The sequence below is a fragment of the Sulfitobacter donghicola DSW-25 = KCTC 12864 = JCM 14565 genome (assembly GCF_000622405.1).
GTDB classification, from domain to species: Bacteria; Pseudomonadota; Alphaproteobacteria; order Rhodobacterales; family Rhodobacteraceae; genus Sulfitobacter; species Sulfitobacter donghicola.
Genome location: NZ_JASF01000005.1, coordinates 1,102,088 through 1,127,784 on the forward strand (window position 1 = coordinate 1,102,088; position 25,697 = coordinate 1,127,784).

Consider the following 25,697-nt stretch of genomic DNA (forward strand, 5'->3'; position numbering starts at 1 on the left):
TTTTCGACCCTAGTCCACGGCACCCTATTTTCCGTGGCCAACTTTGGCCAAGCCTTCGCGCCGCCCCTTCCATATATTGGGTTATCCACAGGGTTACCCACAAGAGGAGCCAAATCAGCCCGAATCCGGCAGCGATTCACGCGGTTTTTGCGACTCGCTTTGCAGCCTTCTTTCGTGCGCTTGCGACTCGTAATGCCAATAAGACCAAAATCGCGGCCATATAGAGGATTGGTTCCAGTTGGATGCCCTTAACCAGCCAGAGATAGTGAACGCCCCCCAAGATCACCGCGAGATAGGTAATCTTGTGAAGGCGACGCCAAACCGCGCCACCTAGCTTTTGAACCGAATAGTTGTTTGAGGTGATGGCCAGAGGGATCAATGCAACAAACCCTGCCATGCCAATCGTTATATAAGGACGCTTCCAGATGTCCGCCCACATTTGCGACCAAAGCAGGCTCATGTCCAAGGCGATCCAAACTGCCAGATGTAGCGTGACATATATAAAGGCCAGAACGCCGATAGCGCGGCGGAACTTCATCAAGTTGATACCAATGTGTTCGCGCAACGGTGTCACGCACAAACCGAATACCAATAGCTGTAACGCTATCTCGCCCAACTCATGCTCCAGTGCTTTGATCGGCTCCCGACCCAGCCCGCCCGTTTGGGCCAAATAAAGAAACCACGGCACCGGTAGGAGACATAGTATATAGACCAGCCATTTTGGAACGAACCGAACAGCACGGTTTACGGTATCAGTTATCTTTTTCAATCTTACGTCCTTTGGGCCAACAAGTGCCCTTTGATGCAAAAAGGGTCGTCGCCTTTTACAGCGCCGACCCTAATCTATCTCATTCTTTGTTTAGATGTCTTTTCGAAGATCCATCCCAGCATATAAATCCGAAACCTCATCGGCATAACCATTCATCATGAGGGTTGGTATGCGTTTGGCAAACAGCCCCCCTCCAATTTGGCGCTCCGAGGCTTGGCTCCATCTGGGATGATCCACCTCTGGGTTCACATTACTATAGAACCCATATTCCCGAGCATTGGCTTTGTTCCAGCTTGTCGGCGGTTGCTTGTCCGTCAGTGTGATGCGCACGATGGATTTGATGGATTTATAGCCGTACTTCCATGGCACCACCAAACGCAGGGGCGCGCCGTTCTGATTGGGGATGTCCTTACCATATATACCAGTCGCCATCATTGTCAGTGGATGCACGGCCTCATCCAGCCGCAGGCCTTCGACATAGGGCCAGTCAAGAACAGGGAACTTAACCCCCGGCATTTCATCAGGGCGGTTTGCGGTCTCAAAAGCAACGTATTTCGCGCCCGATTGCACACCCGCCATATCCAGCAGATCGGCCAGTTCAAATCCGTTCCATGGAACAACCATCGACCACGCCTCGACACAGCGGAAGCGATAAATGCGTTCCTCGATGGTCATGGCAGACAGGATATCTTCCAGCGCGTAATCACCTGGTTTGTCGACCAAACCGTCAATCTTTACCGTCCATGGCTGGGTGGTCAGTGTATGGGCGTATTTCGCGGGTTCGTCTTTACCGGTCCCGAATTCATAAAAGTTATTGTACTGCGTGATGTCCTCATAAGAATTCGGCGTCAGCTTTTCGCCCGCAGCAGAGGCCTGCCCAGCGCCCATTGTAGCCAAACCCAGACCAGCCACAGCTGACCCCATCAGCTGACGGCGGTTCATAAACGCGGCCTCATCAGTCACATGAGAGTCTTTGAGCGTGTTCTTCCAACGCATAGCCATCGGGTTATCTCCTTACTTGTTCAGAGTAGAGGTAATAGCAACGGCACCAAGCTCCAAACCATTTCACCCTACATTTCACTCAGCACACTCTAATGTCAGAGGAGCAAAACGCGATTTATTGCAAGTAACGCACGTATAAATTGCAATTCACAGACCGCATGACGGCCTTTTTAAAATTTTTACACTTTAAATTCAGAATACTACAGCCTCAGGCGAAAATCAGGCCAATACGGTCCCATTTATTTCAATTTTTAGCCCTTTCCGATAATTACAACACCGCCCACTGGAGCAAAGCCAACCATTTTTTCCGCTCCAGTTGTTATTAACACTATCATTAAGAGGCAAAAGCACATGGCAATTATTACAGAAGGTATCGATGCGGCGATCAACGCTGGCGCATCCGGCAACTACGGCTTGCTTGAAGGTGACACTTTCAACGGCAACCTGGGCGGAAGCGACACCGAAGACGGGATCAACCTGTCGGGGCTAACCATTGGCCAAACCTACAAGGTTTCCGTCACAGTCGATGACATCGCAGGGTTCAACGCACTGACGCTGATCAACCACACAAACTTTCACTCTATTACCCATCACGTAACGGATGGCATTTCACATGAAGTAGATGGCGGGGCCGGCTGGATCCGTGATTTCGTAACCGCTTCCACTATCAGCATCGACGGCAACACGCTTTCATTTGAATTCACGCCACTACAGCACACCAGCCTCGCGTTTCAGATTCAAAGCAATGCAGCCGCCGAGGCATATTCCGTATCGTTCGCGCCCGCGATCATTGAAAACATCATCGATGGTACAGCAGGCAACGATAAAACCAACGGCGAAGATGGCGTTGACATCATGTCTGGCCTCGCGGGCAACGACCAATTGGATGGCAAAGCCGGCGACGATGTTTTGGATGGTGGTGACGGTAAGGACAAGCTGACTGGCGGCCTTGGCGATGACACTGCTATCGGTGGAGACGGCAACGACCTTCTTGAAGGTGGCAGCGGCAATGACCTACTTCAAGGTGGGAGCCGAAACGACCGCCTTCATGGTGGTGATGATGACGACATCCTAGAAGGCGGTAACGGCAACGACAAACTTTATGGCGATGCTGGCGATGACGCTTTGACTGGCGGCTTTGGCAAAGACGTCATGTCAGGCGGGGCAGGTGCTGATACGTTCCACTTTGAATCCCGCAGCCACCGCGACACGATCACCGATTTCGAAAACGGCGCCGATATGCTGGATTTCTCGGCTCATGCAAGCATCAATAGCATTGCAGACCTATCCATTGCCCAGAACGGCAGCAACACCGTTATTAGTTATGGTGGCCCAGACAGCGTAACGTTGTTGAATACAGATATGGCATTGATCGAAGAAACTGACTTTATCTTCTGATCATATCGATCTTTCATAGTATAAAAGCAAAAGGCCCGCTGCATTGGCGGGCCTTTCTCGTTTCTCGGTTTGTTTGGCTCAATTAATGCACTGTGGCATCATCAGGCTTTGGGCGATTGCTTTCCGATATCCTGTCGCCAATGATCAAACCATCGGCACCGGCGCTGACAGGGATTGTATCCCCGTCACTTACATCCCCAGCCAACAGCATTTCTGCCAGCGGGTTTTGCAACGCCGATTGGATGACCCGCTTGAGAGGGCGTGCACCGAATACGGGGTCATACCCTTCGTCAGCCAACCATTTGCGCGCGCCTTCGTCCAACTCCAGTTCGATCTTGCGTGCGGCAAGCCGTTTGAGCAACCGCGCCATCTGGATATCAACGATACCGTCCATGTTTTCCCGATTGAGCCTGTCAAAGATGATCGTTTCATCCAAACGGTTCAGGAACTCTGGGCGGAAGTGCGCACGCACCGCGTCCATCACATCCCGTTTTGCCTGCGACATGTCGCTACCTTCGGGCGCGGTGCTGAGCGCTTGCGCCCCAAGGTTGGACGTGAGGATGATCAGCGTCTGCTTGAAATCCACTGTCCGCCCTTGGCCATCGGTTAGAACCCCATCATCCAAAACCTGCAACAGCACGTTAAAGACATCCGGATGCGCCTTTTCGACTTCGTCAAACAAGACGACCTGATAAGGGCGGCGGCGAACAGCTTCGGTCAACACACCGCCTTCGTCATACCCGACATATCCCGGAGGAGCGCCGATCAGACGCGCAACAGCGTGTTTCTCCATATACTCAGACATGTCGATCCGCACCATTGCGTTGTCGTCATCAAACATAAACTCGGCAACAGCCTTGGTCAGTTCGGTTTTACCAACACCCGTTGGCCCCAAGAACAGGAAGCTGCCAAGCGGGCGGTTTTCATCGTTCAGACCAGCACGGGCACGGCGGATCGCATTTGATACCGCTTTGACCGCAAGATCCTGACCGATCACCCGATCATGCAAATGCTCTTCCATGCGCAGCAGCTTGTCCCGCTCGCCTTCCAGCATCTTGCCCGCTGGAATACCGGTCCAACGTTCAACCACCGAAGCGATCTGATCAGGGCGCACGGCCTCTTCTACCATCATCCCGTCTTCACGGCTTTCCGCTTCTTGCAGCTGACGCTCTAGCTCAGGGATAACACCATAGGAGAGCTCACCCGCCCTTGCGAGGTTGCTGTCGCGGGTGGCGATATCCAGATCAGCGCGCGCGCGGTCCAGTTTTTCCTTGATGTCACGGGCGCCTGCCAGCTTGTCACGTTCGGCCTGCCAAGCAGCGGTCATTTCTGCGCTGCGTTCTTGCAAATTTGCTAGATCTTTTTGCAGGGTTTCCAAACGGTCCTTCGACGCTTGATCGTCTTCCAGTTTGAGCGCCTCTTCTTCGATCTGCAATTGCAGCACTTGGCGGTCTAACGCATCCAGCTCTTCTGGCTTGCTATCTACTTCCATGCGCAAACGGCTTGCCGCCTCATCCATGAGGTCGATCGCTTTGTCTGGCAAGAAACGGTCGGTGATATAACGATGGCTCAGCGTTGCCGCAGAGACCAACGCGCTATCCGTGATCCGAACACCGTGGTGTAGCTCATACTTCTCTTTAATACCGCGCAGAATGCTGACTGTGTCTTCCACCGTAGGCTCCAGCACCATTACGGGCTGGAAACGACGGGCCAAAGCGGCGTCCTTCTCTACATACTTGCGGTATTCATCCAGCGTTGTTGCACCGATGCAGTGCAGCTCACCACGGGCCAAAGCAGGTTTAATCAGGTTCGCGGCATCCATTGCGCCGTCTGCTTTACCTGCGCCGACCAGCGTGTGCATTTCGTCGATGAACAAAACAACTTCGCCAGCGGCCTCTGTTAGGACCGCCTTCAGGCGCTCTTCAAACTCACCTCGGTATTTCGCACCAGCAATCAGCGCGCCCATGTCCAGCGCCAACAGACGTTTGTTGCGCAGGCTTTCTGGCACATCGCCGTTGATGATCCGCAATGCGAGACCCTCGGCGATTGCCGTTTTCCCCACACCAGGTTCACCAATCAAAACCGGGTTGTTCTTTGTGCGGCGCGAAAGCACCTGTATCGCGCGGCGAATTTCTTCGTCACGGCCGATGATCGGGTCGATCTTGCCCTCTTCTGCGCGTTCGGTCAGGTCCTGCGCATATTTCTTTAACGCATCATAACCATCTTCGGCGCTTGCACTGTCGGCGGTACGCCCTTTACGCAGATCATTAATCGCCGAGTTCAGGTTCTGTGCGGATACACTTCCGGCATCCAACGCAGCCTGAGCGCCGGATTTAACCATACATAACGCCATCACAACGCGCTCAACCGGCACAAAGCTGTCACCAGCCTTTTTCGCCAGATCTTCCGCCTGCGCCAGAACTTTGGTCGTCGTATTATCCAGATAGGTCTGCGCGGCATCTCCAGTCACCTTGGGCATTTTGCCCAAACCGATATCGACCGCTTGCTTTACCGCGGCGGCGTTTCCGCCTGCCGCACTGATGAGATTGCTGGCAAGGCCCTCCTCATCATCCATCAATGCTTTTAGCAAATGCTCAGGCGCCAGCCGTTGATGGCTGTCACGTGTGGCAATTGTTTGGGCCGCTTGCACAAAACCGCGCGACCGCTCCGTGAACTTGCTTAGGTCCATGGTCGTCTCCTCTATAAAAGCGTCCACCAAAGAGCTACCCGCTAGGCAGCATAGCTCGGCTGTGAACCTCACGTTTAGTATTTGGGGAGTAAGCGAATGCTGATCAAGGTCAATTCTGTAACTGATTTTGATAGAATGAAAGAAACCTCACAGCAGAGTGAAACAATTATTTCAAGGGGTGGCGGAAAATGACCTATAACAACACACTGATTTAAAACGATTTATCAAAAATTGTCGAATCAACCAAATCCCAATCAAAACTTTTTTTGCTTCCCCCATTTAAATTTCATTAACCGTGCTCAAATATACACAGAGAGCAACAAAGCTTCCGCAAAAAAATGGAGGCAGACGAGGTTAAACAAATGAAACAGACAAAGATTCAGCTAAATGACGTTATCTATAACGCTGCAACACAGTGCTTTGAGGCTTTGGTAACCGTTTCCGATGACCAGCGCAAAAAACGATATGCCTGCGCAATTGAGGCGCCCATTAACATGACCTTTGAACAGGCGGCTGAGGGCCTGAAAAAACAAGCGATGCGAAAACACGTCTCTGGCCGCAGCTTGTTTTCACAAGTTCTCCCCCACCGCCCAAGCGTGCGCGCCGGACGGGCCGCATTTGATCCAAAATCATGGCTCGAGCAGCTCGGCTTTGGCTCGCAACAGAATGCAGCCTAACACCGCGCTAAATTGAATTCCTTTTGCGCCGGCTGTTAAGCCATTCGTGCACCTGTCCCCGCACGAAGGTAGCCCGCGCACTTCCAGAGACGTCTGCCTGCCTGCACTGTCTCTGATACTATGGCCCGATCTGCATTTTGCGATCGGGCCTTTTTTCTGTACATCGTCCGCCCCCTACCCTATGTCCCAAGACGTTTGCCAACCTTTTGCCATATGGAGCCGCCAAAATGACCACCTCCCTTTCGGACGACCGCCTAATTGTTGCACTAGACGTTCCCAACGCAGTCGCAGGCCTAGAACTTGCCGAGCGCTTAGGCGACAGCGTCAATTTTTACAAAATTGGCCTTGGCATGCTGACTGGTGGCGGTTTGGCGTTAGCCAATGAGCTAAAGCAGGAACACGGCAAACGGATATTTTTGGATATGAAGCTGTTCGATATTGGCGCGACCGTCGAGGCTGCTGTGCGCGGCCTTGCCCAGTTTGATCTCGATTTCCTGACAGTTCACGGCGATCCGCACGTGGTTCGTGCGGCCAAAGAAGGGGCTGCTGGATCAGACATGAAAATCTTGGGCGTGACCATTTTAACCTCCCTTGACCGTGCTGATCTGGATGCAGGGCTGATCCGTGATGGCAACATCCCTGATTTGGTCGTAGAGCGCGCCGTACGCGCATTTGAAGCAGGTGCAGATGGCGTCATCGCCTCTCCGCAAGAGGCCGCCATGATCCGCGCCCAATCCGAAGCAAACGGAAAGCTGATCGTCACACCCGGTGTCCGCCCTGCAGGCGCTGATTTGGGTGATCAGAAACGCGTGGCCACCCCAGCAAAAGCGATTCAAGACGGCGCAAACCATATCGTCGTTGGGCGTCCGATCCACCGTGCAGAAGATCCCGCAAAAGCCGCACGAGACGTACAGGCCGAGATCGCAACTGTGACAACAACAACCTAGCCGTGTGTTATATCCATCACTATGCCTGATTTTGGCCTTTCGGTAAGGTATCCCACACTATGTAGGTTACGTAATCCGTGCTAAAGTAAGGTTGGTGATACTCCCCGACGAACAGGTTCTTCCTATTGTTCGTCACCTTCCCCCCGCTGAAAGCGGCGGGGGGGTTTTTCGAAAAAGTCGAAAAACCATACCCTTATGTGCGTTCGGCAATCCAGATTGCCAGTCTTTCCTGAAAGACCGGGACAGCCTTTGGATGATCAAGAAACCTGCTTTCCTCCATCAACGCCCACTTCTGCCCCTCATCCCCAAAAATGACGTCTTCAGCGGCCCCCTGTGGCATCTGCGCAACGAAAAACCACTTCGCCAGAGCCCCCTCCCAGAACTTTCGCCCCCAGATAACGGCATTTTCTGGCACCACTAATCCCAATTCTTCACGGCACTCTCGCAAGGCACATGCCAATGGCGTTTCAGCACCTTCTCGCCCGCCACCAGGCAAATCCCAGTGATCCGCAAAAACCAAATCAGGCTTGTCGTCTCTTAAGATAACGGCCAGCTGGTCCCCTAGGTATAGGGCCAGCTTGGCCCCCTCAAAGGGAAGGTTATCGTAATCGGTAATGTCGAATTGCATGGTTCTCTCCGTGCAGGAGCCCTATGATTGGCCATCTCGTAACAGATCACAATCCCCTTATGCCCGCCCTTTGTCGCGATTGCCTAAACCAATTTGAAAGCGCCCGTCGCTGCCCCGCCTGCGCCAGCCCACGGGTGGCGCGCCATGACGAGTTATGGGATTTGTCGATTGCACATATGGACTGCGATGCCTTTTACGCCTCGGTCGAGAAACGTGATGACCCCAGCCTAGAAGGCAAACCCGTTATCATCGGCGGCGGCAAACGCGGGGTGGTGTCGACCGCTTGCTATGTTGCGCGTATCAGAGGCGTTCGATCCGCGATGCCCATGTTTCAAGCGCTAAAGCTCTGCCCCGAAGCCGTTGTCATCCCCCCTCGCATGAACGAATACGTCAAAGCTTCCCGCGCCATTCGGGCGATGATGGAGGAATTGACCCCAGCAATTGAACCCTTGTCCTTGGACGAGGCGTTTTTGGATATGCGCGGCACCACCAAATTGCACGGCGCCCCGCCAGCCGTAATGCTGGCCCACCTTGTCCGCAGGATGAAAAACGAATTGGGCCTGACCGGGTCCATTGGCCTGAGCCACAACAAATTCCTCGCCAAAGTCGCGTCGGATCTGGACAAACCCCACGGGTTTTCCGTGATCGGCAAAGCCGAAACAGCGGATTTTTTAAGGGATAAACCCGTTCGCATGATCTGGGGCGTTGGCCCTGCTGGCCAAGCATCCCTAGAAAAGGCTGGCATCCGCAGCTTTTCCGACCTGCTGCGGTGGGAGCAAACAGATTTAATTGCCCGTTTCGGCAGTATGGGCGAACGCCTTTACCACCTTGCCCGTGGCGAAGACCGCCGTCGCGTTTCAGCCCATGCGCCTGTGAAATCGATTTCTAAAGAAACCACCTTCTTTGAAGATACCTCGGACGCGGATCTGCTGGATGGTCATATCTGGCGGTTAGCTGAACAAGTAGCTGACCGCGCAAAGGCCAAAGGGTTGGCTGGCCGTGTGGTTACACTCAAACTAAAACGCGCAAATCATAGCTCCCTCACGCGCCGCGTGGCGCTGAGCGATCCCACCCAATTGGCCGACCGAATTTATCGAACCGCACGCGGTTTGTTTGATCAGGTTGGGAACCAAGGGCCATACCGCCTGATTGGCTGTGGGATATCGGAACTCAGCGATGCTGCGGATGCGGATAAATTGGGGGACCTTTTGGACCCAGACGCCGCGCGCCGATCAGATGCGGAACGCGCAACAGATGCCATCAGGGATAAATTCGGGGCAAAGGCAATCGTAAAGGGTCGCGCCTTTCGCTAGCTTACTCAGCCGCCAAGGGGATCCGACCTTGGCCAATCTTGGCGACCTCTTCAACGACGTTTTGAAGGGCCGCGCGTACGGCTTCAAAATCGCCGTTTGGGCGAATCAACTGTTCGTTCATGTAAAGGGAACGATCAATCTCGACCTGCACGGCATGTTGCCCTTTGGCCGGTTTTCCATAAGCTTGGGTAATATAGGCACCTGCAAAGGGTGCATTTCGCGTCACGACAAACCCCGCCTCGACAAATGCGGCTTCGATCCGGTCCACCACTTCGCCGCTGGCCGCCGCGCCAAACCTGTCACCCAAAACAACATCAGGCCGACGGATACCGCTGCGCGCAACGCCGTCCATCGCCTCATGCGGCATCGAATGGCAGTCAATCAGAACAGTTTGCCCATGACGGTTCTGCGCCGCAGTCAAAAGCGCCTGAAGGCGTTCGTGATACGGCTCCCAATACTTCGCAATCCGCTCTTGCGCCTCATTCAAAGGCATTTTCCCGCGATAAATCGCCCGCCCGTTTGCCACAACACGGGGAATAACGCCCAATCCCGATGCGATCCGCGGGTTATGCCCAACGCGGCGAACACCCTCGATCAAAGCGGGGTCCAGTTCATCACGCGCGCGATTCAAATCAACAAACGACCGCGGCGCGCCTGCTTTGATAAAGGCAGCGCCATAGTTTGGTGCGCAATCAAACAACTGATCTACAAAGGCATCTTCGGACGAACGGATCGCATGTTCGTTCAAAACGGTCTTGCGCATAAAGGACCACGCATAATCCCGCCCCGAATGAGGCGAGGCAAAAACCACGCAAGAAGCAGGCGTATTTGGCAATAAAACATCAAAAGCTGCGGCGGGCATATTGGTCTCCTTCGTAATAAAAGACATAGCGCACTTTATAACAAAGCCAAAAGCCCTTGATCACACTGCCGACTCCTTTTATAGCACGCGGACGGCGCGGTGTTTTCGCGCCCCATTTTTGTTTGGGGCCAAAGAATCGCGTTCATATAAGTGGGTGATTAGCTCAGCGGTAGAGCACTTCGTTGACATCGAAGGGGTCACTGGTTCGATCCCAGTATCGCCCACCATGTATTCACTGGCCCTTTGGCATTTGCCACTGGGTCGCCCGTAACCCGGCGCAGGCCCGCGCCACAACTTGGAAGGATTGGACCTATGAAAGTTCGCAATTCACTCCGCTCGCTCAAGAATCGGCACCGCGACTGCCGTGTTGTGCGTCGCAAAGGCCGCGTATACGTGATCAACAAAACACAAAAGCGCTTTAAAGCCCGTCAGGGTTAAGCACAGCTGTTAAAGTTGTTTAAAAAGGCTGCTCCCTCGCTGGGGCGGCCTTTTTGCCGTTAAGGAACGATAAAACCGTTCACATCTGTTTGATTATTTCGCTACGTCGAAAATTGATTTTCCTCTGGCGCTTGTAGCATTCCTAAGCCAGCCTATTTGCCAATCACTCTCTCCCGAAAGGAAACTCTGATGGCAAACGATCTAACGTATACCCCACCGAAAGTCTGGGCGTGGGAAGCTGAAAGCGGTGGTAAGTTTGCCTCGATCAACCGCCCGATTGCTGGCCCGACTCATGATAAGGAACTGGAAGTCGGCAAACATCCGATCCAGCTTTACTCTCTCGCGACACCAAATGGCGTGAAGGTCACCATCCTTTTGGAAGAGCTTCTGGCCCTTGGGCATAGCGGTGCGGAATATGACGCATGGCTGGTAAACATCGGTGAAGGTGTTCAATTTGGTTCGGGTTTTGTTGACGTAAACCCGAATTCCAAAATCCCTGCCCTAATGGATCACTCTGGCGACACGCCCCAACGGGTGTTCGAAAGCGGTTCAATCCTGCTGTATCTCGCTGAAAAGTTCGACGCCTTTATTCCCAAAGACCCCGCACAGCGCACAGAAATGATGAGCTGGCTTTTCTGGCAAATGGGTTCAGCCCCCTATCTGGGCGGCGGATTTGGTCATTTTTATGCATATGCCCCTGAAAAGTACGAATACCCGATCAACCGCTTCACCATGGAAACGAAACGCCAGCTGGACGTGATGGACCGTCATTTGGCCGAAAACGAATGGTTCGCGGGCGAGTATTCGATTGCCGATATCGCGATCTGGGCATGGTATGGGCAGCTTGTTCTGGGGCGTTTGTACTCTGCGGCCGAATTCTTGGATGTCGCAAGCTATAAGAACGTCATGCGGTGGGCAGAGGCCATTGATGCGCGGCCTGCTGTTACCCGTGGGCGGATTGTGAACAAACCCTTTGGCGACGACCCTGCAATGCAGCTGAACGAACGCCACGATGCGTCGGACTTTGACACCAAAACCAACGACAAGATCGCAAAAGAATAACGTTGGGGGGCTTCGGCCCCCTAATTTTTTGGGCGCGGCGGATCAGCGGCGCCCAACCTGACGGCAAATCAGAATAACGGGCAACAGCCCCATCGCCACGATCACGAGGCTCGGCACCGCGGCACCTTCCAGTCGTTCGTCACTGGCCAATCTATAGGCCTGAACAGCAAGCGTATCAAAGTTGAACGGGCGCATGATGAGTGTTGCCGGTAGCTCCTTCATCACATCCACAAACACGATAAGCAGAGCAGTCAGCAAACTGGGTGCGAGGATCGGCAGATGAACGCGGCGCAATGTACCGATTGGCCCCTGCCCCAATGACCGCGAAGCAGCATCCATATTCACATGCACCATCGCCTGTCCGCCTTCGTAAGCCCCCAGCGCCGCTGCCAAAAACCGCACCATATAGGCAATGATCAGCAGCCAGATCGATCCCGTGATCAACAGCCCTGTCGAGATGTCAAAGGTGCTGCGCATCCAAGCATCCAGCGCATTATCAAATGTGGCAAAGGGAACCATGAGGCCAACCGCAATCACGCCCCCCGGAACGGCATAGCCCAAACGTGCAACATAAGCCGCAGCTTGCGATACCCGACTTGTCTTCATCCGCTGAAAGAACCCGATACAAATCGCAGCGCAAACAGTCACGATCGCCGCGATAGAGGCCAGCGTGGCCGAGTTCTGGATAAACCCCAGATACCTCTCGCTCAGCAAGTTCTGCTCTGATCCAAGCCCCATCGCAAAGAGCACAATGATTGGCAACGCCGCGCCAAACAACACAGGAACCGCGCACAACAACACCGCTAGAGCCGCCTTGCCCCCCTTTAGCTGAAGAGGCGGAGCAACCTTGGCGCGCCTTGAGGGATCATGATATTTTGCGTCCCCACGTTGCAGCCGCTCTAACATCGCCAGCAGCAAAGCAAAGCTCAGCAAACATAGGGCCAATTGCGCGGCGCCCACACGATCAAAGAGAGAAAACCAACTGGTGTAGATACCCGTCGCAAAGGTTTGAACGCCAAAATAGGCCACCGTGCCAAAATCGGCGATGGTTTCCATGACCGCCAGCAAAACGCCTCCGGCAATGGCGGGGCGGGCCAATGGCAGGCTAACCTTAAAAAAGGCAGCCCACGGCGAAGAGCCCAAGGCACGCGCCGCCAAAAAGGTCGTGCCGCTTTGTTGTAGGAATGCAGCCCGCGCCAGCAAGTAAACATATGGATACAGCACAAGAACCAACATCAGCGCCGCCCCCCCAAGAGAACGGATATCAGGGAACCAGTAATCGCGCGGCCCCCAGCCCGTTAGTGCCCTGAGGGATGTCTGAACAATGCCAGGGTGGTCCAAAACATGGGTATAGGCATAGGCCAACACATAGGCTGGAAACGCCAAAGGAAGGACCAGAGCGACCTCAAAAATCCGCACCCCAGGAAAACGGGTCATCGTAACAAGCCACGCAGCCCCAACCCCGATTGCAAATGTGCCCAAAGCGACCAGACAAACCAATGTTAGGGTAGTGCGTGTATACCCCTCTAAAACCGTATCGACCAAATGCTCAACGGTCTCGGTGCCACCAGAGACTGCGGCCAAAAGAACGGCCAACATCGGCAAGGCACACAGCCCCGCAATCAACAAAGCACCCCACGACAACGCGCGCGCGCCATCGGGTTTTATCTTTGAGGTTTTGGTCGTCAATTGAGCCATACCCCCATGTCGACCATTTTAGTAAGAAAGAAAAGTCCCTAGCGTAACCCTAGTCGTAACTACGCTGATCTTCGATCACCAAACCATCCTTTGGCAGGCTTCCCGGCGTTACAACTTCGACACGACCTTTCAGCTTTAAAAGCTGGCTAACTGATACCGCATAAGCTTCGGCATCTGGTGAGGTGCTTTCGATTTGTACTGTCATCATGTCCTGTTCATTCTCACGGGTCGCGATGACACGCGCCTTGGTAATCTCATCGTGATTCTGAACCAGCTGCGCAACTTGCTCGGGGCGAACAAACATTCCCTTAATCTTGGTGGTTTGGTCCGCGCGGCCCATCCAGCCCTTTATGCGCATGTTCGTGCGCCCACAGGGGCTTTGCCCAGGCATCACGGCACTAAGATCGCCTGTCGCGAACCTGATCAACGGATAGTCGGGGTTCAACGTTGTGACGATGACCTCGCCTACCTCACCTTCGGGAACCGGATCACCCGTTCCTGGGGTAACGATTTCAACGATTACACTCTCATCAACAATCATGCCTTCGGCAGCGGGCGATTCATATGCGATGTTACCCAGATCAGCCGTCGCATAGCTTTGGAGGCAGGTGATGCCGCGTGCAGCATACCATTCGCGCAGGCTAGGAAACAGAGCCCCCCCCCCAACCACAGCGCGGGTAATGCCCAAGGTCACGCCCATCTCATCCGCTTTTTCCAGAATGATCTTGAGATAATCAGGGGTGCCTGCATAGGCCGTCGTGCCGATATCACGTGCCGCAATCACCTGAAGCTCGGTCTGCCCAGTGCCTGCTGGCAGGACCGCAGCACCAACAGCACGTGCACCGCTTTCGAATATCATCCCCGCAGGCGTAAGATGGTAGCCAAAACAGTTGTGAACAATATCGCCTTTGCCAATCCCGACAGCATGAAGGAACCGCCCCATACGCCACCAATCGGGATCGTTGGAAGAGGGTTCATAAATAGGGCCTGGTGATTGGAAAACATGCGAAAACTCATGTGCAGGTTTGGTGGTAAAGTCACCAAAGGGCGCACTGGTGGCTTGTGCCTTGCCGAGCTCTGATTTGCGCAAAACAGGCAGTTGGGCCAAATCGGTGACATTACGAATAGTCGTGGGATCGACGCCAGCCAAACTCTCCGAATAGCCGCCCAATGCTTGCGCCCGCGCAACCTGTGCCGGCAACATGGCGGCAATATCCTTTGCCCGCTGCTCTGTGCTGCGGGTTTCCAAGTTGTCGAAATGGGTCATATTGCTCACTCTATCTACTCTTCAGTTTCGCGCCATTCCTAAGCCATGGCGGTTCGTTTTCTTCGCTAAACGGACACACCAAATAGCCACCCAACAGCTGCTGTCACAGCCATTGCCAGACCTCCCCAGAACACAACGCGCACCGTTGCAGGCATCATCGCGGCCCCTCCCGCTTTTGCGCCTAGGGCACCCAGCATCGCCAAAGCACAAAGCGTGGTTATGACAACGATCGGGATCAACATTGCCTGCGGCGCCAATACAGAAGCGAGCAAAGGAACCGCAGCAAAAACACTAAAGGTAATTGCAGAAGTTACGGCTGCCAGCAGCGGTTGGGCCTGTTGTGTTTCACTTAATCCCAGCTCTTCGCGAACATGGGCGGAAAGCGCGTCTTTTTCCGTCAATTCCCGTGCGACTAACGCGGCGGTTTCAGGCGATAATCCACGTTGTTCATATATCTCGGCCAACTCTTGCAGCTCACCTTCAGGATCATCTATCAACGCTTGCCGCTCACGCGCGATGTCCGCGTTTTCTAGATCGGCCTGAGACGAAACGCTTACGTATTCGCCCGCCGCCATCGACATAGCACCTGCCGCCAGTCCCGCGGCGCCGGCAATCAACACAGCGCGGTGCGACGGGTCGGCGGCCGCGACCCCAACGATGATGGAGGCGACAGAAACGATGCCGTCATTGGCGCCCATGACTGCAGCACGCAACCACGGTACACGGTCAACCAGATGCGGATCATCGCTATGTGCCGAAGGTTTCGTCACCTTATGACAACCAACGCTTACGGCGGCGATAGCTGCGTACATCGCGAAAGCTCTTGCGGCCTTCATCAGACATACCAAGGTAGAATTCTTTTACGTCTTGGTTTTCGCGCAGATCTTTGGCCGGACCATCCATAACCACGCGGCCGCTTTCAAGGATGTAACCATAGTGGGAATAGCGCAGCGCCACGTTTGTGTTCTGCTCAGCCAACAGGAAGGTCACGCCTTCCTTTTCGTTGATCTCTTTTACGATCTCGAAAATCTGTTCAACCAGCTGTGGCGCCAGACCCATCGAGGGTTCGTCCAGCAAAATGGTCTCTGGTCGGCTCATCAGCGCGCGGCCAACGGCGCACATCTGCTGCTCCCCACCCGAGGTATAGCCAGCCTGCGATTTGCGGCGTTCGCGCAAGCGGGGGAAATAGTTATATACCATCTCGAGGTCGGCAGCGATTGCACCCTTGCCGTCTGTGCGTGTGTAGGAACCCGTCAACAGGTTTTCCTCAACCGTCAGGTGCTCAAAGCAGTGACGCCCTTCCATCACCTGCACAACACCCTTTTTAACCGTCTCGGCGGGATCCTGATGTTGGATCAGACCGCCACGATATTTGATCGAGCCTTTGGTGACTTCTCCGCGTTCCGAGGCCAACAGCCCCGAGATCGCCTTGAGCGTCGTCGTCTTGCCCGCGCCGTTACCACCAAGCAACGCGGTAATGCCGCCCTTGGGCACGTTCAGGCTCACGCCCTTCAGCACAAGAATCACGTGGTTATAGATCACTTCGATGTTGTTCACTTCGAGCAGATTTTCGACCTGCACCTCGGTGGGGTTTGCGTCCAACATGTCCCTTGTACCCTTCTGGAAATTCTAGAAAATCTCTGGCCACTACAGATGTAGCAGCCAGAGAAGAGCGGCTTACTTACAGCCAGCTTCGATTTTGTTTTCCGCCGCATATGCTGCGGAATCTTCGGTGATCAGCGGCCCGATTACTTCGTTGTCGCTTGCGGAAAACTCGGAAATCAGGCTCCACGTTTTTGCGGATGCATCCCACTGGGTCACACCAACAAGGCCGTCACCACCGTGGTTCTGGCAGGACACTTTGAAGGAAGGACCAAAGTTCGGCAGACCAAGGGCCGCCATCTTTTCTTCGGTCATTTCCAGTGCTTCCATGCCATCACGCATCATTGCTGGGGTGATATCCATTTCGCCGTGGATTTCCTGAGCTGTCTTCACAGCTTCTGCTGCCAGCATCGCCGCATAAAGGCCGCGGTTGTACAAAACGGTACCGATCTGGTCGCCAGCGCCAGCTGCTTTGCCAGTGTCAACAACATGCTTTTTGATGTCGTCGAAGACAGGGAAATCATCGCCCACACCGTGGAACGTCAGCGCCTTATAGCCGTTGGCCGCTGCGCCAGCTGCCAGAACGTCGTTTTCAGAACCAGACCACCAGATGCCAATGAAGTTTTCCATTGGGAAGCGGATGTTTGCAGCTTCTTGAACCGCAACTTGGTTCATCACACCCCAACCATACATGATCACATAGTCAGGCTTGTCGCGGCGAATTTGCAGCCACTGTGATTTCTGCTCCTGACCTGGGTGGTCAACTGGAACGCCTTTGAATTCGAAACCGTGCTTTGCTGACAGCTCTTCCAGGGTACGGATTGGCTCCTTACCGTAGGCCGAGTTGTGATACACGAGCGCAACTTTTTTGCCCTTCAGATCGCCACCGTTTTCGCCCAGCAGATAGTTGATCGCACCGGACGCGCCGTTCCAGTAGTTCGCAGGATAGTTGAACGTGTGGCTGAACACTTCACCGTTTGCAGCAGATGTACGGCCATAGCCCATCGTGTGCATCGGGATATTGTCAGCCGTTGTTTTTGGGATCAGCTGGTATGTGATACCAGTGGAAAGCGGTTGATACACAAGCGAGCCTTCGCCCTTTGTGCTCTCGTAGCATTCAACGCCCTTTTCGGTGTTATAACCGGTTTCGCATTCCAAAACGCGCGTCGCTACGCCGCCGATGCCACCGTCACGCTCGTTGAGCATGGTGAAATAATCAGCGTAACCATCAGCAAACGGGATGCCGCCAGCAGCGTATGGACCAGTGCGATAGCTAAGTGACGGGAATACAAGGTCCGCCATTACGGGGCTTGCTGCCATCAGGGCCGCTACGGCCATTGTACCTAGTTTATATTTCATCGGTGTTTCCTCCCTTGGATGTAATCCGACTAGTTTTTTTGGGCGGGGTTCTCCCCGTCTCCGATTTTTGCGACCTCCCCGCCTTAGTGCGGGAACGGCCACAGTCTTAATTTCTCTTTGGCCACGCGCCATAGCTGGGCGATGCCGTGCGGCTCTGCGATGAGGAACACGATAATCAGTGCGCCAACAATCACCAGCTGCAAATGTGCCACGATATCCGTGGGCCAACCCAACCAATCAACACCCACGACCTTCAGAACAACAGGCAGAACAACAAGGAACGCCGCGCCAGCGAAAGAACCAAAGATGCTGCCCAATCCGCCGATGATGATCATGAACAGAACGAGGAAGGATTTAGTGATGCCAAAGGCTTCGCCAACTTCGACCGCGCCCAGATAAACAGCAAAGAAGAGCGCGCCAGAAACCCCGATAAAGAAGGAAGAGACGGCGAAGGCTGTTAGCTTTGCCCGCAGTGGGTTTACGCCAATGATCTCGGCCGCGATGTCCATATCACGGATTGCCATCCACTTACGCCCCGCCGAGCCGCGCGTCAGGTTGCGGGCCACATAGGCACAGATGATCGTAAAGAAGAGGCAGAACAGATAGGCTGCCCATGGCGCCACGGAAGGCCCCGTAATCAGGATGCCGAACATGCTGCGCTCTGGCGCGCTGATCTGGCCCGATGCCGAGTAGTTGTAGAACCACGCAACACGGTTGAACAACCAGACAAGGAAGAACTGCGCAGCCAGCGTCGCAACGGCAAGGTAGAACCCTTTGATCCGCAAACTAGGAAGGCCGAACAAAACCCCGACAACCGCAGTCATCACGCCGCCCATCAAGACTGACAAAAAGATGTTGAGCTCTGGCAGCCTGAACAGCAGTTCGCCTCCCCACCAGATATCAATACCCGTCATGAATTTGTAACAGCTATACGCGCCCACAGCCATGAAACCGCCGGTTCCCAAAGACACCTGACCGCAATACCCAACAAGAATGTTCAGCCCCAGCGCCGCGATCGCGTAGATCAGGAATGGCAGCAGTAGGGAGTTCACCCAATAGTCGTTCACCACAAACGGGATCACAACGATCGCGATAAAGAGAACAACGTAATAGCGATACCGGTCAAACTTGATCGGGAACGTCTGTTGGTCGTCAGCGTAGGTCGTACTAAAATCGCCTGCTTCACGGTAGAACATTAGCTTACCTCCGCCAAAATCGATGGTCTGTGTCGTTGAATAGAGAAAAGAGAACCTACGGTTACTGAACCGATGTAATCATTAAACACGCTCAATGATCTTCTCCCCGAATAGGCCCTGTGGACGGAAGACGAGGAAGACCAGCGCCAACATATAAGCAAACCAGTTTTCTGTCGCACCGCCAAGGAATGGCGCACCGATCAGGAATTCGAACAACTTCTCACCCACACCGATGATCAGTCCACCCACGATGGCACCCGGGATCGAGGTAAACCCACCCAACATCAGAACTGGCAGAGCTTTCAAAGCGATTAGCGAGAGCGAGAATTGAACACCCGATTTCGCGCCCCACATGATCCCTGCAACCAAGGCAACGAACCCCGCCAGCGACCAAACCAGAACCCAGATAAAGTTCAGCGAGACACCAACGGACAGGGCCGCTTGGTGGTCATCAGCAACCGCACGCATTGCGCGGCCTTGCTTGGTGTATTGTGCGAACATCACCAGCCCAGCGACCAAGAGGATCGCGATCACACTCGCCACGATGTCTAGGTTGTCGATGAAGAACCCATAGCCGAACGCCTCATAGGTTGTCCCCTCAAGCCACATGTTCATACCCTGTGGCAAACAAGCGCCCTCAGCAGCACAGACATTCAGCGCCTTCAGCTCGGAACCCCACATCAGGTCAGCAACACCTTCAAGGAAATATGCCAGACCGATGGTCGCCATGAACAGGATGATCGGCTCTTGGCCAACCAGATGCTTGAAAACAAACCGCTGCACGGCCCACGCCAACGCAATCATCACAACCACGGTTAAAGCAATCGCGAGGAACGAATGAACGTGCCATCCGAATTTGTGCACCTCTGTGCCAAATATCGCGTTAATCAAATGCGCAAACGGCACCTGCCCATTCTGAATGCCTACCAGCGTCATCGCCGCAAAAAGCGCCATAACACCTTGGGCATAGTTGAAAATACCGGACGCCTTGTAGATCAAGACAAATCCAAGTGCGACAAGCGCGTAAAGCACCCCTGCCATCAATCCGTTGAGGAAAACCTCAATTGTAAAAGCCAGTTGCTCGTTCATGACACAACTCCCCAAATATCAATCATGTGCCACACCCAAATACGCATCAATCACCTCTTGGTTGTTGCGCACTTCGTCCGGAGTACCGTCGCCAATCTTTTTGCCGTAATCCATCACAACCACGCGGTCGCTTAGATCCATAACAACGCCCATGTCGTGTTCGATCAGCGCGATTGTGGTGCCAAATTCATCGTTCACATCCAGAATAAAGCGGCTCATGTCCTCTTTTTCCTCAACGTTCATGCCTGCCATCGGTTCATCCAACAGCAGCAAGGAAGGCTCGGCCGCTAATGCGCGCGCCAGCTCAACCCGTTTTTTCAAACCATAAGGAAGGCGCGCAACGGGCGTCTTTCGGATCGCTTGAATCTCAAGGAAGTCGATGATCTTTTCCGCGATTTCGCGGTTTTCGACCTCTTCTTTTTCGGCCGAACCGCGCCAGAATGTCTGCGCCAACATGCTGCTTTTCATATGGGTCAAACGGCCAGTCATCACGTTGTCCAGAACGCTCATCCCCTCAAAAAGGGCGATGTTCTGGAACGTTCGCGCAATCCCTTGCTGTGCCACCTGAAACGGTTTCATCGCTGGGCGCGGTGCACCGCGGTACCAGACCGAACCTTCCTGCGGAACATAAAACCCCGAGATGACATTCAGCATCGAAGACTTACCAGCGCCGTTCGGCCCGATAATCGCGCGAATTTCACCTTCACGGATGTCGAACGAAATGTCTTTGATCGCTTCTACACCACCAAACCTCAGGGTGATGTTCTTCATTTCCATGACAACAGGACCAATCGTGCGCCCGTCTTCGGTCACATAGCTTTCTGCGTTATCCTTCACGCGATGCCCCCCTGCTTCATTCGTTTAGTCATTTTCAATGTACCCTTGCGGGATGGTGGGCGGGGCGTCGGCAGGGCCGCGCGTCGATCCATCATCATTCCGCCGCCATTTTGTGCGCCACTGGCATCACTTTCGCGTCACGTACTTCCAGCGTCGCTTTGATCGATCCCTTGCGCCCATCTTCATAGGTCACTTCAGTCTCGGTGCTCACGCTGTCCGATCCATCATAAAGTGCCGCAATGATATCGTCGTATTTTTCTTCGATAATCCGGCGGCGCACTTTCCGTGTCCGCGTCAGCTCTCCGTCATCTGCGTCCAGCTCTTTGTGCAGGACAACAAACCGATGAATCTGACAGCCTGACAGCATTTCATCTTCGGCGACGCTTTCATTCACGGCTTCGACGTGTTCCTGAATCTGTGCCATTACCTGTGGGTGACGCGCCAGCTCCTGATAGGATGCATAGCCGATGTTGTTACGTTCGGCCCAGTTGCCAACGGCAGTCAGATCAATATTGATGAATGCGGTGCACTGTTCTTTGCCGTTCCCAAACACCACAGCTTCCAGAATATTCGGGAAGAACTTGAGTTTGTTCTCAACGTATTTTGGCGCAAACAGTGAACCATCGGCCATTTTGCCAACGTCTTTCGCACGGTCAATAATGCGTAAATGCCCTGAGTCTGGCTCAACAAACCCAGCATCACCTGTCGCAACCCAGCCTTCAGGGTCCTTTGTGTCTGCCGTGCTTTCTGGGTTCTTATAGTACTCTACAAACACACCAGGTGAGCGGTAAAATACCTCGCCATTGTCTGCGATCTTCAGCTCAACACCAGGGCATGTGACCCCAACCGTATCACTACGCACCTGCCCGTCTGGCTGTGCAGTAATGAAAACAGTTGCTTCGGTCTGGCCATAAAGCTGCTTTAGGTTGATCCCAAGCGAGCGGTAGAAATCAAAGATTTCAGGGCCAATCGCTTCACCCGCTGTATATCCCACACGCACACGGCTAAAGCCCAATGTGTTCTTTAACGGCCCATAGATGAACAACTCACCCATGCGATATTTGACCCGATCCAGAAAGCTGACGCTCTCGCCGTCCAGAATTGCAGGCCCAACCTTGCGTGCATGCGCCATGTAGTGATCAAATAAGCGCTTCTTGAAACGGCTAGCATCTTCCATACGGATCATCACGTTGGTCAGCTGCGTTTCAAAGACGCGCGGCGGCGCAAAGTAATATGTCGGGCCGATTTCACGCAAATCCACATGCATCGTGTCCGCGCTTTCAGGACAGTTGGTGCAAAAACCAGTCCACAACGCCTGACCAACAGAAAAGATGAAATCACCAACCCACGCCATAGGCAGATAGGCCAGAATTTCATCCGTCTGGCGCAGGTTATCAAACTCTGACGACGACTTTGCCGTTTCGATCACGTTACGGTTGCTCAGCACAACGCCCTTCGGCTTGCCCGTGGTGCCAGATGTATAAAGCATCACGCCCGTGCTGTCGTAGTCCAACTTGGCCTGACGCGCCTCAAGCTCTTTGATGTGCTTGTCGCGATTCTGGCGGCCCATTTCCTGAACGGCTTGATACTGGTCCAGAACGTCGTGGTCGTATTTGCGCAGACCTCGTGGGTCGAGGTAGATCATCCGCTCGAATTCGGGCAGCTCGTCTTGCACCTCAAAGATCTTGTCGACCTGCTCTTGGTCACCAACGATGGCAAAACGCGCACCACAGTGGTTCATCACATAGGCCATCTCTTCGGCGTTTGCGTCCTGATAGAGTGGCACAGGTACGGCGCCACACATTTCGGCGGCCATCATGGCCCAGTATAGGTAGGGGCGGTTACGTCCGATGATCGCAACAAAATCACCCTCGTTGATACCAAGCTCCATCAAACCCAAGGCCAAGGCCTCTACCTCGTCTCGCGTCTGGCTCCATGTCCAGCTTTGCCAAATACCGTATTCTTTTTCACGGTAGGCGGGCGCATTACCAAACTGTTTTGCATTGCGATGCAAAAGAGCTGGAACAGATGCGGGTTGTCCCGCGGGACATTGTATCGTGGCCAAAGTGTATCCTCCCAATCCCGTCTCTCCCAACGGGTTGATCGCATTTTTGCGATTCAGTATGGCGCCAAGAATGGCAGGGTTACATTCGGCGTCAACTTTTTCCTGATGTTTTCTCAATCCTTACGAATTGTAACAAGGTGAACTGTTCCTTTGACACCCCTGTGCGCGGGTGCAAACTGCGCTTTATGAAATACGCTGAAGATCAAACAAAATCCATGACGATGGCAGGCCTCAATTTGATCGGTCAGGCCCTCAGCATCTATGACCGAGACCTAAAATTGGTCATTTGTAACGCTCCGTTTCAAACAATTTTTGACCTACCAGAATCTCTTGTTACACCCGGGGCAACGTTTCGCGACACCATTACCCACCTCGCCGAAAGGGGCGAATACGGCGAAGTCGATGATTTAGAAACATTTGTACAAGAACGGATCGAACAGGCCCGCGCCTTTGAGCCTCATTATATGGAACGGACACGCGCCAACGGGCGAACCATCTCGGTTGAAGGGTCACCATTAGCCGAAGGTGGGTGGGTCACTGTTTACACAGATATTTCTGCCACCAAGGCCCAAGAAGCCCTTTTGCGCGCCCGTTCAGATGCGCTGAGCGATCAAGTCCTCGCTCATACGGAAAAACTATCCCAGACGAACCGCGAACTGGCTGCGATGATTACAGCGTTGGAAGAAGCCAAACGACAACTCACCGCTGCCGAAGCCCGCGCCCGCCTTACAACCGAAATGATGCCAGCGCACATCGCCCATGTTGATGCCGCTGGACACTATACATACTCAAACCAACGCCTTAGCACGATCATTCCTAACCGCCCTTCAAACATATTGGGGCGCCATATCAGGGAGGTTCTGGGCCCCGATAACCATGACAGTGTTTTCGACGCCCTCAACAGCGCATACAGTGGAACACCCGCCGTTCAGGAATTTACCGATCCAAATAGCGCCCGTCGTATTCGGACAGCGTTTACGCCTGACAGGGCAGACGGCGTCTATATTCTCTCAATGGATGTGACCGAAGAAACGCAAACCCGCGCTGCGTTACAACAAACGCACCGGCGCGCTTTGGCGGCACAAATCACATCGGGGCTGGCGCATGACTTCTCGAACCTGCTCACCATTATTCTGGGGTTACAGTCCCGATTAGGCCGCCTACCCAACGTGCCATCCGGAGCCGCACCTTTAATTGAGGGCACCTTAACCGCTGCGCGGCGGGGCGGAACGCTTCTGAGCTCGATCGCCCAAATCTCAGACCCGCGCAGTCTGCGGCCCACCGCAACGGACATCTCTGCCATGATGAAGGATTTGGTTACCCTTGCTGAACCCACGTTACCCCAAGGCACAAAGCTGTCCTTGAAGGTCGATGATATCGGGGTTGTTCTGCTTGATCGTGGGTTGCTGCAGGATGGTTTGTTAAACCTGATCTTAAACGCCCGCGATGCAATGGGAGCGGAAGGCGATATCACCCTGAGTGTGCGTAGGGTTCATGATACGAGAATCGAATTCCAAGTTCAGGACACAGGCCCTGGTTTTTCTGAAACCGCACTTAAACAGGGACTGGATCCGTTTTTCACCACTAAAGGTGCAGAAGGTTCCGGCCTTGGCCTTCCCATGGTTTACGACACCACAAAACTAGCGGGCGGTGATCTAAAACTTGCCAATACCGCAGAAGGTGCCCGCGTCACGCTATGGCTCCCCTACCGCGAGCCAGTCCCTGCTACGACTGGTCTGGCGTTATTGGTTGAAGATCGGGATGATCTACGCGCTGTTCTGCGCGATATGCTGATGGAGCAGGGGTATTCGGTTATCGAAGCGGTTTCGGCGGATGAGGCGGCGGCGTTACTAGCTGATCTGCCTGACATCACGCTCATTCTGTCTGATCTTCAGCTGGAGGGGGAGGCAACAGGCATCGATCTGGCAAAAAGGCTAGGCACCGCCAGCCCCCCAATCGTTCTCATGACGTCCCTCCCCTCTGACGCGCCGCTGTTCCTAGAGGCACAGCAACACGCGCCCGTTCTCAGGAAACCATTCACTTCAGATGATCTGTCCATGCTTATCATCCCCCAACAGGAAACTTCTTCATGACAAAGCCGCTGGTTAGCATTCTGGACGACGAGCCTGAAATTCGAACGCTTCTGTCAGACGTTTTACAAGAAGCGGGGTTTGAAACCCAAAGCTTTGGCCGCGCAGCCGCCTTTGAAAAAGCGCTGGCCCAGCGTACGCCCGATGTATGCCTTGTGGACCTGTCGCTGCCCGATACGGATGGTCTGACCATCGTTCATCGACTGGCCCTAGAGAAAGGTGCCGTCGTCATCATCATCTCTGGTCGGGCCCAAGTGCAGGACCGCGTTACAGGGTTAGAATTGGGGGCAGACGATTATATCAGCAAACCCTTTGATCCGGCCGAAGTCGTGGCCCGCATCCGTGCCCGCCTACGCGGGGCCCGCCCTGCAACCCGTACAAGCAACACCGCCACCTTTAATGGCTGGACCGCGCATTTTGATCGCTACGTTCTGGAAGACGACAGCGGAACGGAAACCCCGTTCAGCCATGCAGAAGGCGAAGTGCTACGCCTATTCTTAGATGCGCCGAAACGCCTGATCAGCCGCGCACAAATGCAAGAAAGTCTGGGGGGCGCAGCATCAGAAAGCTTTGATCGCGCGATGGATGTTCGAATTTCGCGACTGCGAACCAAACTGCGCGAAGACCCTAAAAACCCCCAATTGATCAAAACAATCTATGGCGCGGGATATATATTTTTGGGCGACATATCGTGGATTTAACCTAAGAA

22 protein-coding genes and 1 tRNA gene are annotated in these 25,697 nt (G+C 53.9%); 9 read left to right on the plus strand and 14 right to left on the minus strand.

Features of this window, described 5'->3' with window-relative positions:
* Positions 1-136: 136 nt before the first annotated feature.
* Positions 137-769 (minus strand): protein-methionine-sulfoxide reductase heme-binding subunit MsrQ, encoded by a 633-nt coding sequence (msrQ, locus tag Z948_RS0106255; RefSeq protein WP_425427111.1) that lies wholly within the window; start codon positions 767-769, stop codon positions 137-139.
* A 90-nt stretch (positions 770-859) separates the two neighbouring features.
* Positions 860-1,771 (minus strand): protein-methionine-sulfoxide reductase catalytic subunit MsrP, encoded by a 912-nt coding sequence (gene msrP / locus Z948_RS0106260; protein ID WP_025058709.1) that lies wholly within the window; start codon positions 1,769-1,771, stop codon positions 860-862.
* 351 nt (positions 1,772-2,122) lie between these two features.
* Here msrP and Z948_RS18405 point away from each other — a divergent pair, with 351 nt between their 5' ends.
* Entirely contained in the window at positions 2,123-3,169 is a 1,047-nt protein-coding gene (locus Z948_RS18405; protein ID WP_052033035.1) for a calcium-binding protein, read from the plus strand.
* An 82-nt stretch (positions 3,170-3,251) separates the two neighbouring features.
* Here the strand turns inward: Z948_RS18405 and clpB are convergent, their stop codons facing one another.
* The gene (clpB, locus tag Z948_RS0106270) at positions 3,252-5,858 is read right to left on the minus strand and encodes an ATP-dependent chaperone ClpB (protein WP_025058711.1); all 2,607 of its coding nucleotides are present in this window, start codon (positions 5,856-5,858) and stop codon (positions 3,252-3,254) included.
* A gap of 362 nt (positions 5,859-6,220) precedes the next feature.
* On the opposite strand from clpB, the gene Z948_RS0106275 reads away from it, so the two are divergent.
* Positions 6,221-6,535, plus strand: coding sequence for a hypothetical protein (locus Z948_RS0106275; protein ID WP_025058712.1), 315 nt, complete (start codon positions 6,221-6,223; stop codon positions 6,533-6,535).
* Positions 6,536-6,762: 227 nt separating this feature from the next.
* Positions 6,763-7,482 carry an orotidine-5'-phosphate decarboxylase gene (gene pyrF, locus Z948_RS0106280; RefSeq protein ID WP_025058713.1) on the plus strand — a complete coding sequence of 240 codons (720 nt, stop codon included), beginning with the start codon at positions 6,763-6,765 and terminating at the stop codon, positions 7,480-7,482.
* Positions 7,483-7,675: 193 nt separating this feature from the next.
* On the opposite strand, the gene Z948_RS17880 is transcribed toward pyrF, so the two are convergent.
* A complete protein-coding gene (locus Z948_RS17880) occupies positions 7,676-8,110 on the minus strand; it encodes an NUDIX hydrolase (protein WP_037951331.1) in 435 nt (144 codons plus the stop codon).
* 59 nt (positions 8,111-8,169) lie between these two features.
* On the opposite strand from Z948_RS17880, the gene Z948_RS0106290 reads away from it, so the two are divergent.
* Positions 8,170-9,423 (plus strand): DNA polymerase IV, encoded by a 1,254-nt coding sequence (locus Z948_RS0106290; protein WP_025058714.1) that lies wholly within the window; start codon positions 8,170-8,172, stop codon positions 9,421-9,423.
* Position 9,424: 1 nt separating this feature from the next.
* Here Z948_RS0106290 and Z948_RS0106295 read toward each other — a convergent pair whose 3' ends face one another.
* Positions 9,425-10,285 (minus strand): N-formylglutamate amidohydrolase, encoded by an 861-nt coding sequence (locus tag Z948_RS0106295; RefSeq protein WP_025058715.1) that lies wholly within the window; start codon positions 10,283-10,285, stop codon positions 9,425-9,427.
* A gap of 152 nt (positions 10,286-10,437) precedes the next feature.
* On the opposite strand from Z948_RS0106295, the gene Z948_RS0106300 reads away from it, so the two are divergent.
* From Z948_RS0106300 to yghU, 3 genes are all read left to right on the plus strand, one after another.
* A tRNA-Val gene (locus Z948_RS0106300) sits at positions 10,438-10,512 on the plus strand.
* An 85-nt stretch (positions 10,513-10,597) separates the two neighbouring features.
* The gene (ykgO, locus tag Z948_RS0106305; RefSeq protein WP_025058716.1) at positions 10,598-10,723 is read left to right on the plus strand and encodes a type B 50S ribosomal protein L36; all 126 of its coding nucleotides are present in this window, start codon (positions 10,598-10,600) and stop codon (positions 10,721-10,723) included.
* Between the two features lie 189 nt (positions 10,724-10,912).
* The gene (gene yghU / locus Z948_RS0106310) at positions 10,913-11,785 is read left to right on the plus strand and encodes a glutathione-dependent disulfide-bond oxidoreductase (protein ID WP_025058717.1); all 873 of its coding nucleotides are present in this window, start codon (positions 10,913-10,915) and stop codon (positions 11,783-11,785) included.
* A gap of 42 nt (positions 11,786-11,827) precedes the next feature.
* On the opposite strand, the gene Z948_RS0106315 is transcribed toward yghU, so the two are convergent.
* From Z948_RS0106315 to Z948_RS0106355, 9 genes are all read right to left on the minus strand, one after another.
* Positions 11,828-13,483 (minus strand): ABC transporter permease, encoded by a 1,656-nt coding sequence (locus tag Z948_RS0106315; protein ID WP_025058718.1) that lies wholly within the window; start codon positions 13,481-13,483, stop codon positions 11,828-11,830.
* A gap of 49 nt (positions 13,484-13,532) precedes the next feature.
* Positions 13,533-14,750, minus strand: a complete 1,218-nt coding sequence (locus Z948_RS0106320; protein WP_025058719.1) for a phenylacetate--CoA ligase family protein — start codon at positions 14,748-14,750, stop codon at positions 13,533-13,535.
* Between the two features lie 65 nt (positions 14,751-14,815).
* Positions 14,816-15,562, minus strand: coding sequence for a VIT1/CCC1 transporter family protein (locus tag Z948_RS0106325; RefSeq protein ID WP_052033037.1), 747 nt, complete (start codon positions 15,560-15,562; stop codon positions 14,816-14,818).
* Entirely contained in the window at positions 15,522-16,355 is an 834-nt protein-coding gene (locus tag Z948_RS0106330) for an ABC transporter ATP-binding protein (RefSeq protein WP_025058721.1), read from the minus strand. The genes Z948_RS0106325 and Z948_RS0106330 overlap by 41 nt, the downstream gene beginning before the upstream one ends.
* A gap of 72 nt (positions 16,356-16,427) precedes the next feature.
* Positions 16,428-17,711, minus strand: a complete 1,284-nt coding sequence (locus Z948_RS0106335; RefSeq protein ID WP_025058722.1) for an ABC transporter substrate-binding protein — start codon at positions 17,709-17,711, stop codon at positions 16,428-16,430.
* A gap of 83 nt (positions 17,712-17,794) precedes the next feature.
* Entirely contained in the window at positions 17,795-18,907 is a 1,113-nt protein-coding gene (locus tag Z948_RS0106340) for a branched-chain amino acid ABC transporter permease (protein WP_025058723.1), read from the minus strand.
* An 81-nt stretch (positions 18,908-18,988) separates the two neighbouring features.
* A complete protein-coding gene (locus Z948_RS0106345) occupies positions 18,989-19,996 on the minus strand; it encodes a branched-chain amino acid ABC transporter permease (protein WP_025058724.1) in 1,008 nt (335 codons plus the stop codon).
* Positions 19,997-20,014: 18 nt separating this feature from the next.
* Positions 20,015-20,773 (minus strand): ABC transporter ATP-binding protein, encoded by a 759-nt coding sequence (locus Z948_RS0106350; RefSeq protein ID WP_425427148.1) that lies wholly within the window; start codon positions 20,771-20,773, stop codon positions 20,015-20,017.
* 154 nt (positions 20,774-20,927) lie between these two features.
* Positions 20,928-22,889 (minus strand): AMP-binding protein, encoded by a 1,962-nt coding sequence (locus Z948_RS0106355; protein WP_156023468.1) that lies wholly within the window; start codon positions 22,887-22,889, stop codon positions 20,928-20,930.
* Positions 22,890-23,083: 194 nt separating this feature from the next.
* Between Z948_RS0106355 and Z948_RS0106360 the strand changes: the two genes are divergently transcribed.
* The gene (locus Z948_RS0106360; protein ID WP_025058727.1) at positions 23,084-24,991 is read left to right on the plus strand and encodes a PAS-domain containing protein; all 1,908 of its coding nucleotides are present in this window, start codon (positions 23,084-23,086) and stop codon (positions 24,989-24,991) included.
* Positions 24,988-25,689: a response regulator transcription factor gene (locus Z948_RS0106365; protein ID WP_025058728.1), complete on the plus strand. Its 702-nt coding sequence runs from the start codon at positions 24,988-24,990 to the stop codon at positions 25,687-25,689. Before Z948_RS0106360 ends, Z948_RS0106365 begins: the two co-directional genes overlap by 4 nt.
* Positions 25,690-25,697: the final 8 nt, after the last annotated feature.

What these genes read in the sequence shown, in the direction of transcription:
- msrP (WP_025058709.1), bottom strand. Translation starts at nt 1,771, where the DNA reads ATGGCTATGCGTTGGAAGAACACGCTCAAAGACTCTCATGTGACTGAT.
- Z948_RS18405 (WP_052033035.1), top strand. Translation starts at nt 2,123, where the DNA reads ATGGCAATTATTACAGAAGGTATCGATGCGGCGATCAACGCTGGCGCA.
- clpB (WP_025058711.1), bottom strand. Translation starts at nt 5,858, where the DNA reads ATGGACCTAAGCAAGTTCACGGAGCGGTCGCGCGGTTTTGTGCAAGCG.
- Z948_RS0106275 (WP_025058712.1), top strand. Translation starts at nt 6,221, where the DNA reads ATGAAACAGACAAAGATTCAGCTAAATGACGTTATCTATAACGCTGCA.
- pyrF (WP_025058713.1), top strand. Translation starts at nt 6,763, where the DNA reads ATGACCACCTCCCTTTCGGACGACCGCCTAATTGTTGCACTAGACGTT.
- Z948_RS17880 (WP_037951331.1), bottom strand. Translation starts at nt 8,110, where the DNA reads ATGCAATTCGACATTACCGATTACGATAACCTTCCCTTTGAGGGGGCC.
- Z948_RS0106290 (WP_025058714.1), top strand. Translation starts at nt 8,170, where the DNA reads ATGCCCGCCCTTTGTCGCGATTGCCTAAACCAATTTGAAAGCGCCCGT.
- Z948_RS0106295 (WP_025058715.1), bottom strand. Translation starts at nt 10,285, where the DNA reads ATGCCCGCCGCAGCTTTTGATGTTTTATTGCCAAATACGCCTGCTTCT.
- ykgO (WP_025058716.1), top strand. Translation starts at nt 10,598, where the DNA reads ATGAAAGTTCGCAATTCACTCCGCTCGCTCAAGAATCGGCACCGCGAC.
- yghU (WP_025058717.1), top strand. Translation starts at nt 10,913, where the DNA reads ATGGCAAACGATCTAACGTATACCCCACCGAAAGTCTGGGCGTGGGAA.
- Z948_RS0106315 (WP_025058718.1), bottom strand. Translation starts at nt 13,483, where the DNA reads ATGGCTCAATTGACGACCAAAACCTCAAAGATAAAACCCGATGGCGCG.
- Z948_RS0106320 (WP_025058719.1), bottom strand. Translation starts at nt 14,750, where the DNA reads ATGACCCATTTCGACAACTTGGAAACCCGCAGCACAGAGCAGCGGGCA.
- Z948_RS0106325 (WP_052033037.1), bottom strand. Translation starts at nt 15,562, where the DNA reads ATGTACGCAGCTATCGCCGCCGTAAGCGTTGGTTGTCATAAGGTGACG.
- Z948_RS0106330 (WP_025058721.1), bottom strand. Translation starts at nt 16,355, where the DNA reads ATGTTGGACGCAAACCCCACCGAGGTGCAGGTCGAAAATCTGCTCGAA.
- Z948_RS0106335 (WP_025058722.1), bottom strand. Translation starts at nt 17,711, where the DNA reads ATGAAATATAAACTAGGTACAATGGCCGTAGCGGCCCTGATGGCAGCA.
- Z948_RS0106340 (WP_025058723.1), bottom strand. Translation starts at nt 18,907, where the DNA reads ATGTTCTACCGTGAAGCAGGCGATTTTAGTACGACCTACGCTGACGAC.
- Z948_RS0106345 (WP_025058724.1), bottom strand. Translation starts at nt 19,996, where the DNA reads ATGAACGAGCAACTGGCTTTTACAATTGAGGTTTTCCTCAACGGATTG.
- Z948_RS0106350 (WP_425427148.1), bottom strand. Translation starts at nt 20,773, where the DNA reads ATGGAAATGAAGAACATCACCCTGAGGTTTGGTGGTGTAGAAGCGATC.
- Z948_RS0106360 (WP_025058727.1), top strand. Translation starts at nt 23,084, where the DNA reads ATGAAATACGCTGAAGATCAAACAAAATCCATGACGATGGCAGGCCTC.
- Z948_RS0106365 (WP_025058728.1), top strand. Translation starts at nt 24,988, where the DNA reads ATGACAAAGCCGCTGGTTAGCATTCTGGACGACGAGCCTGAAATTCGA.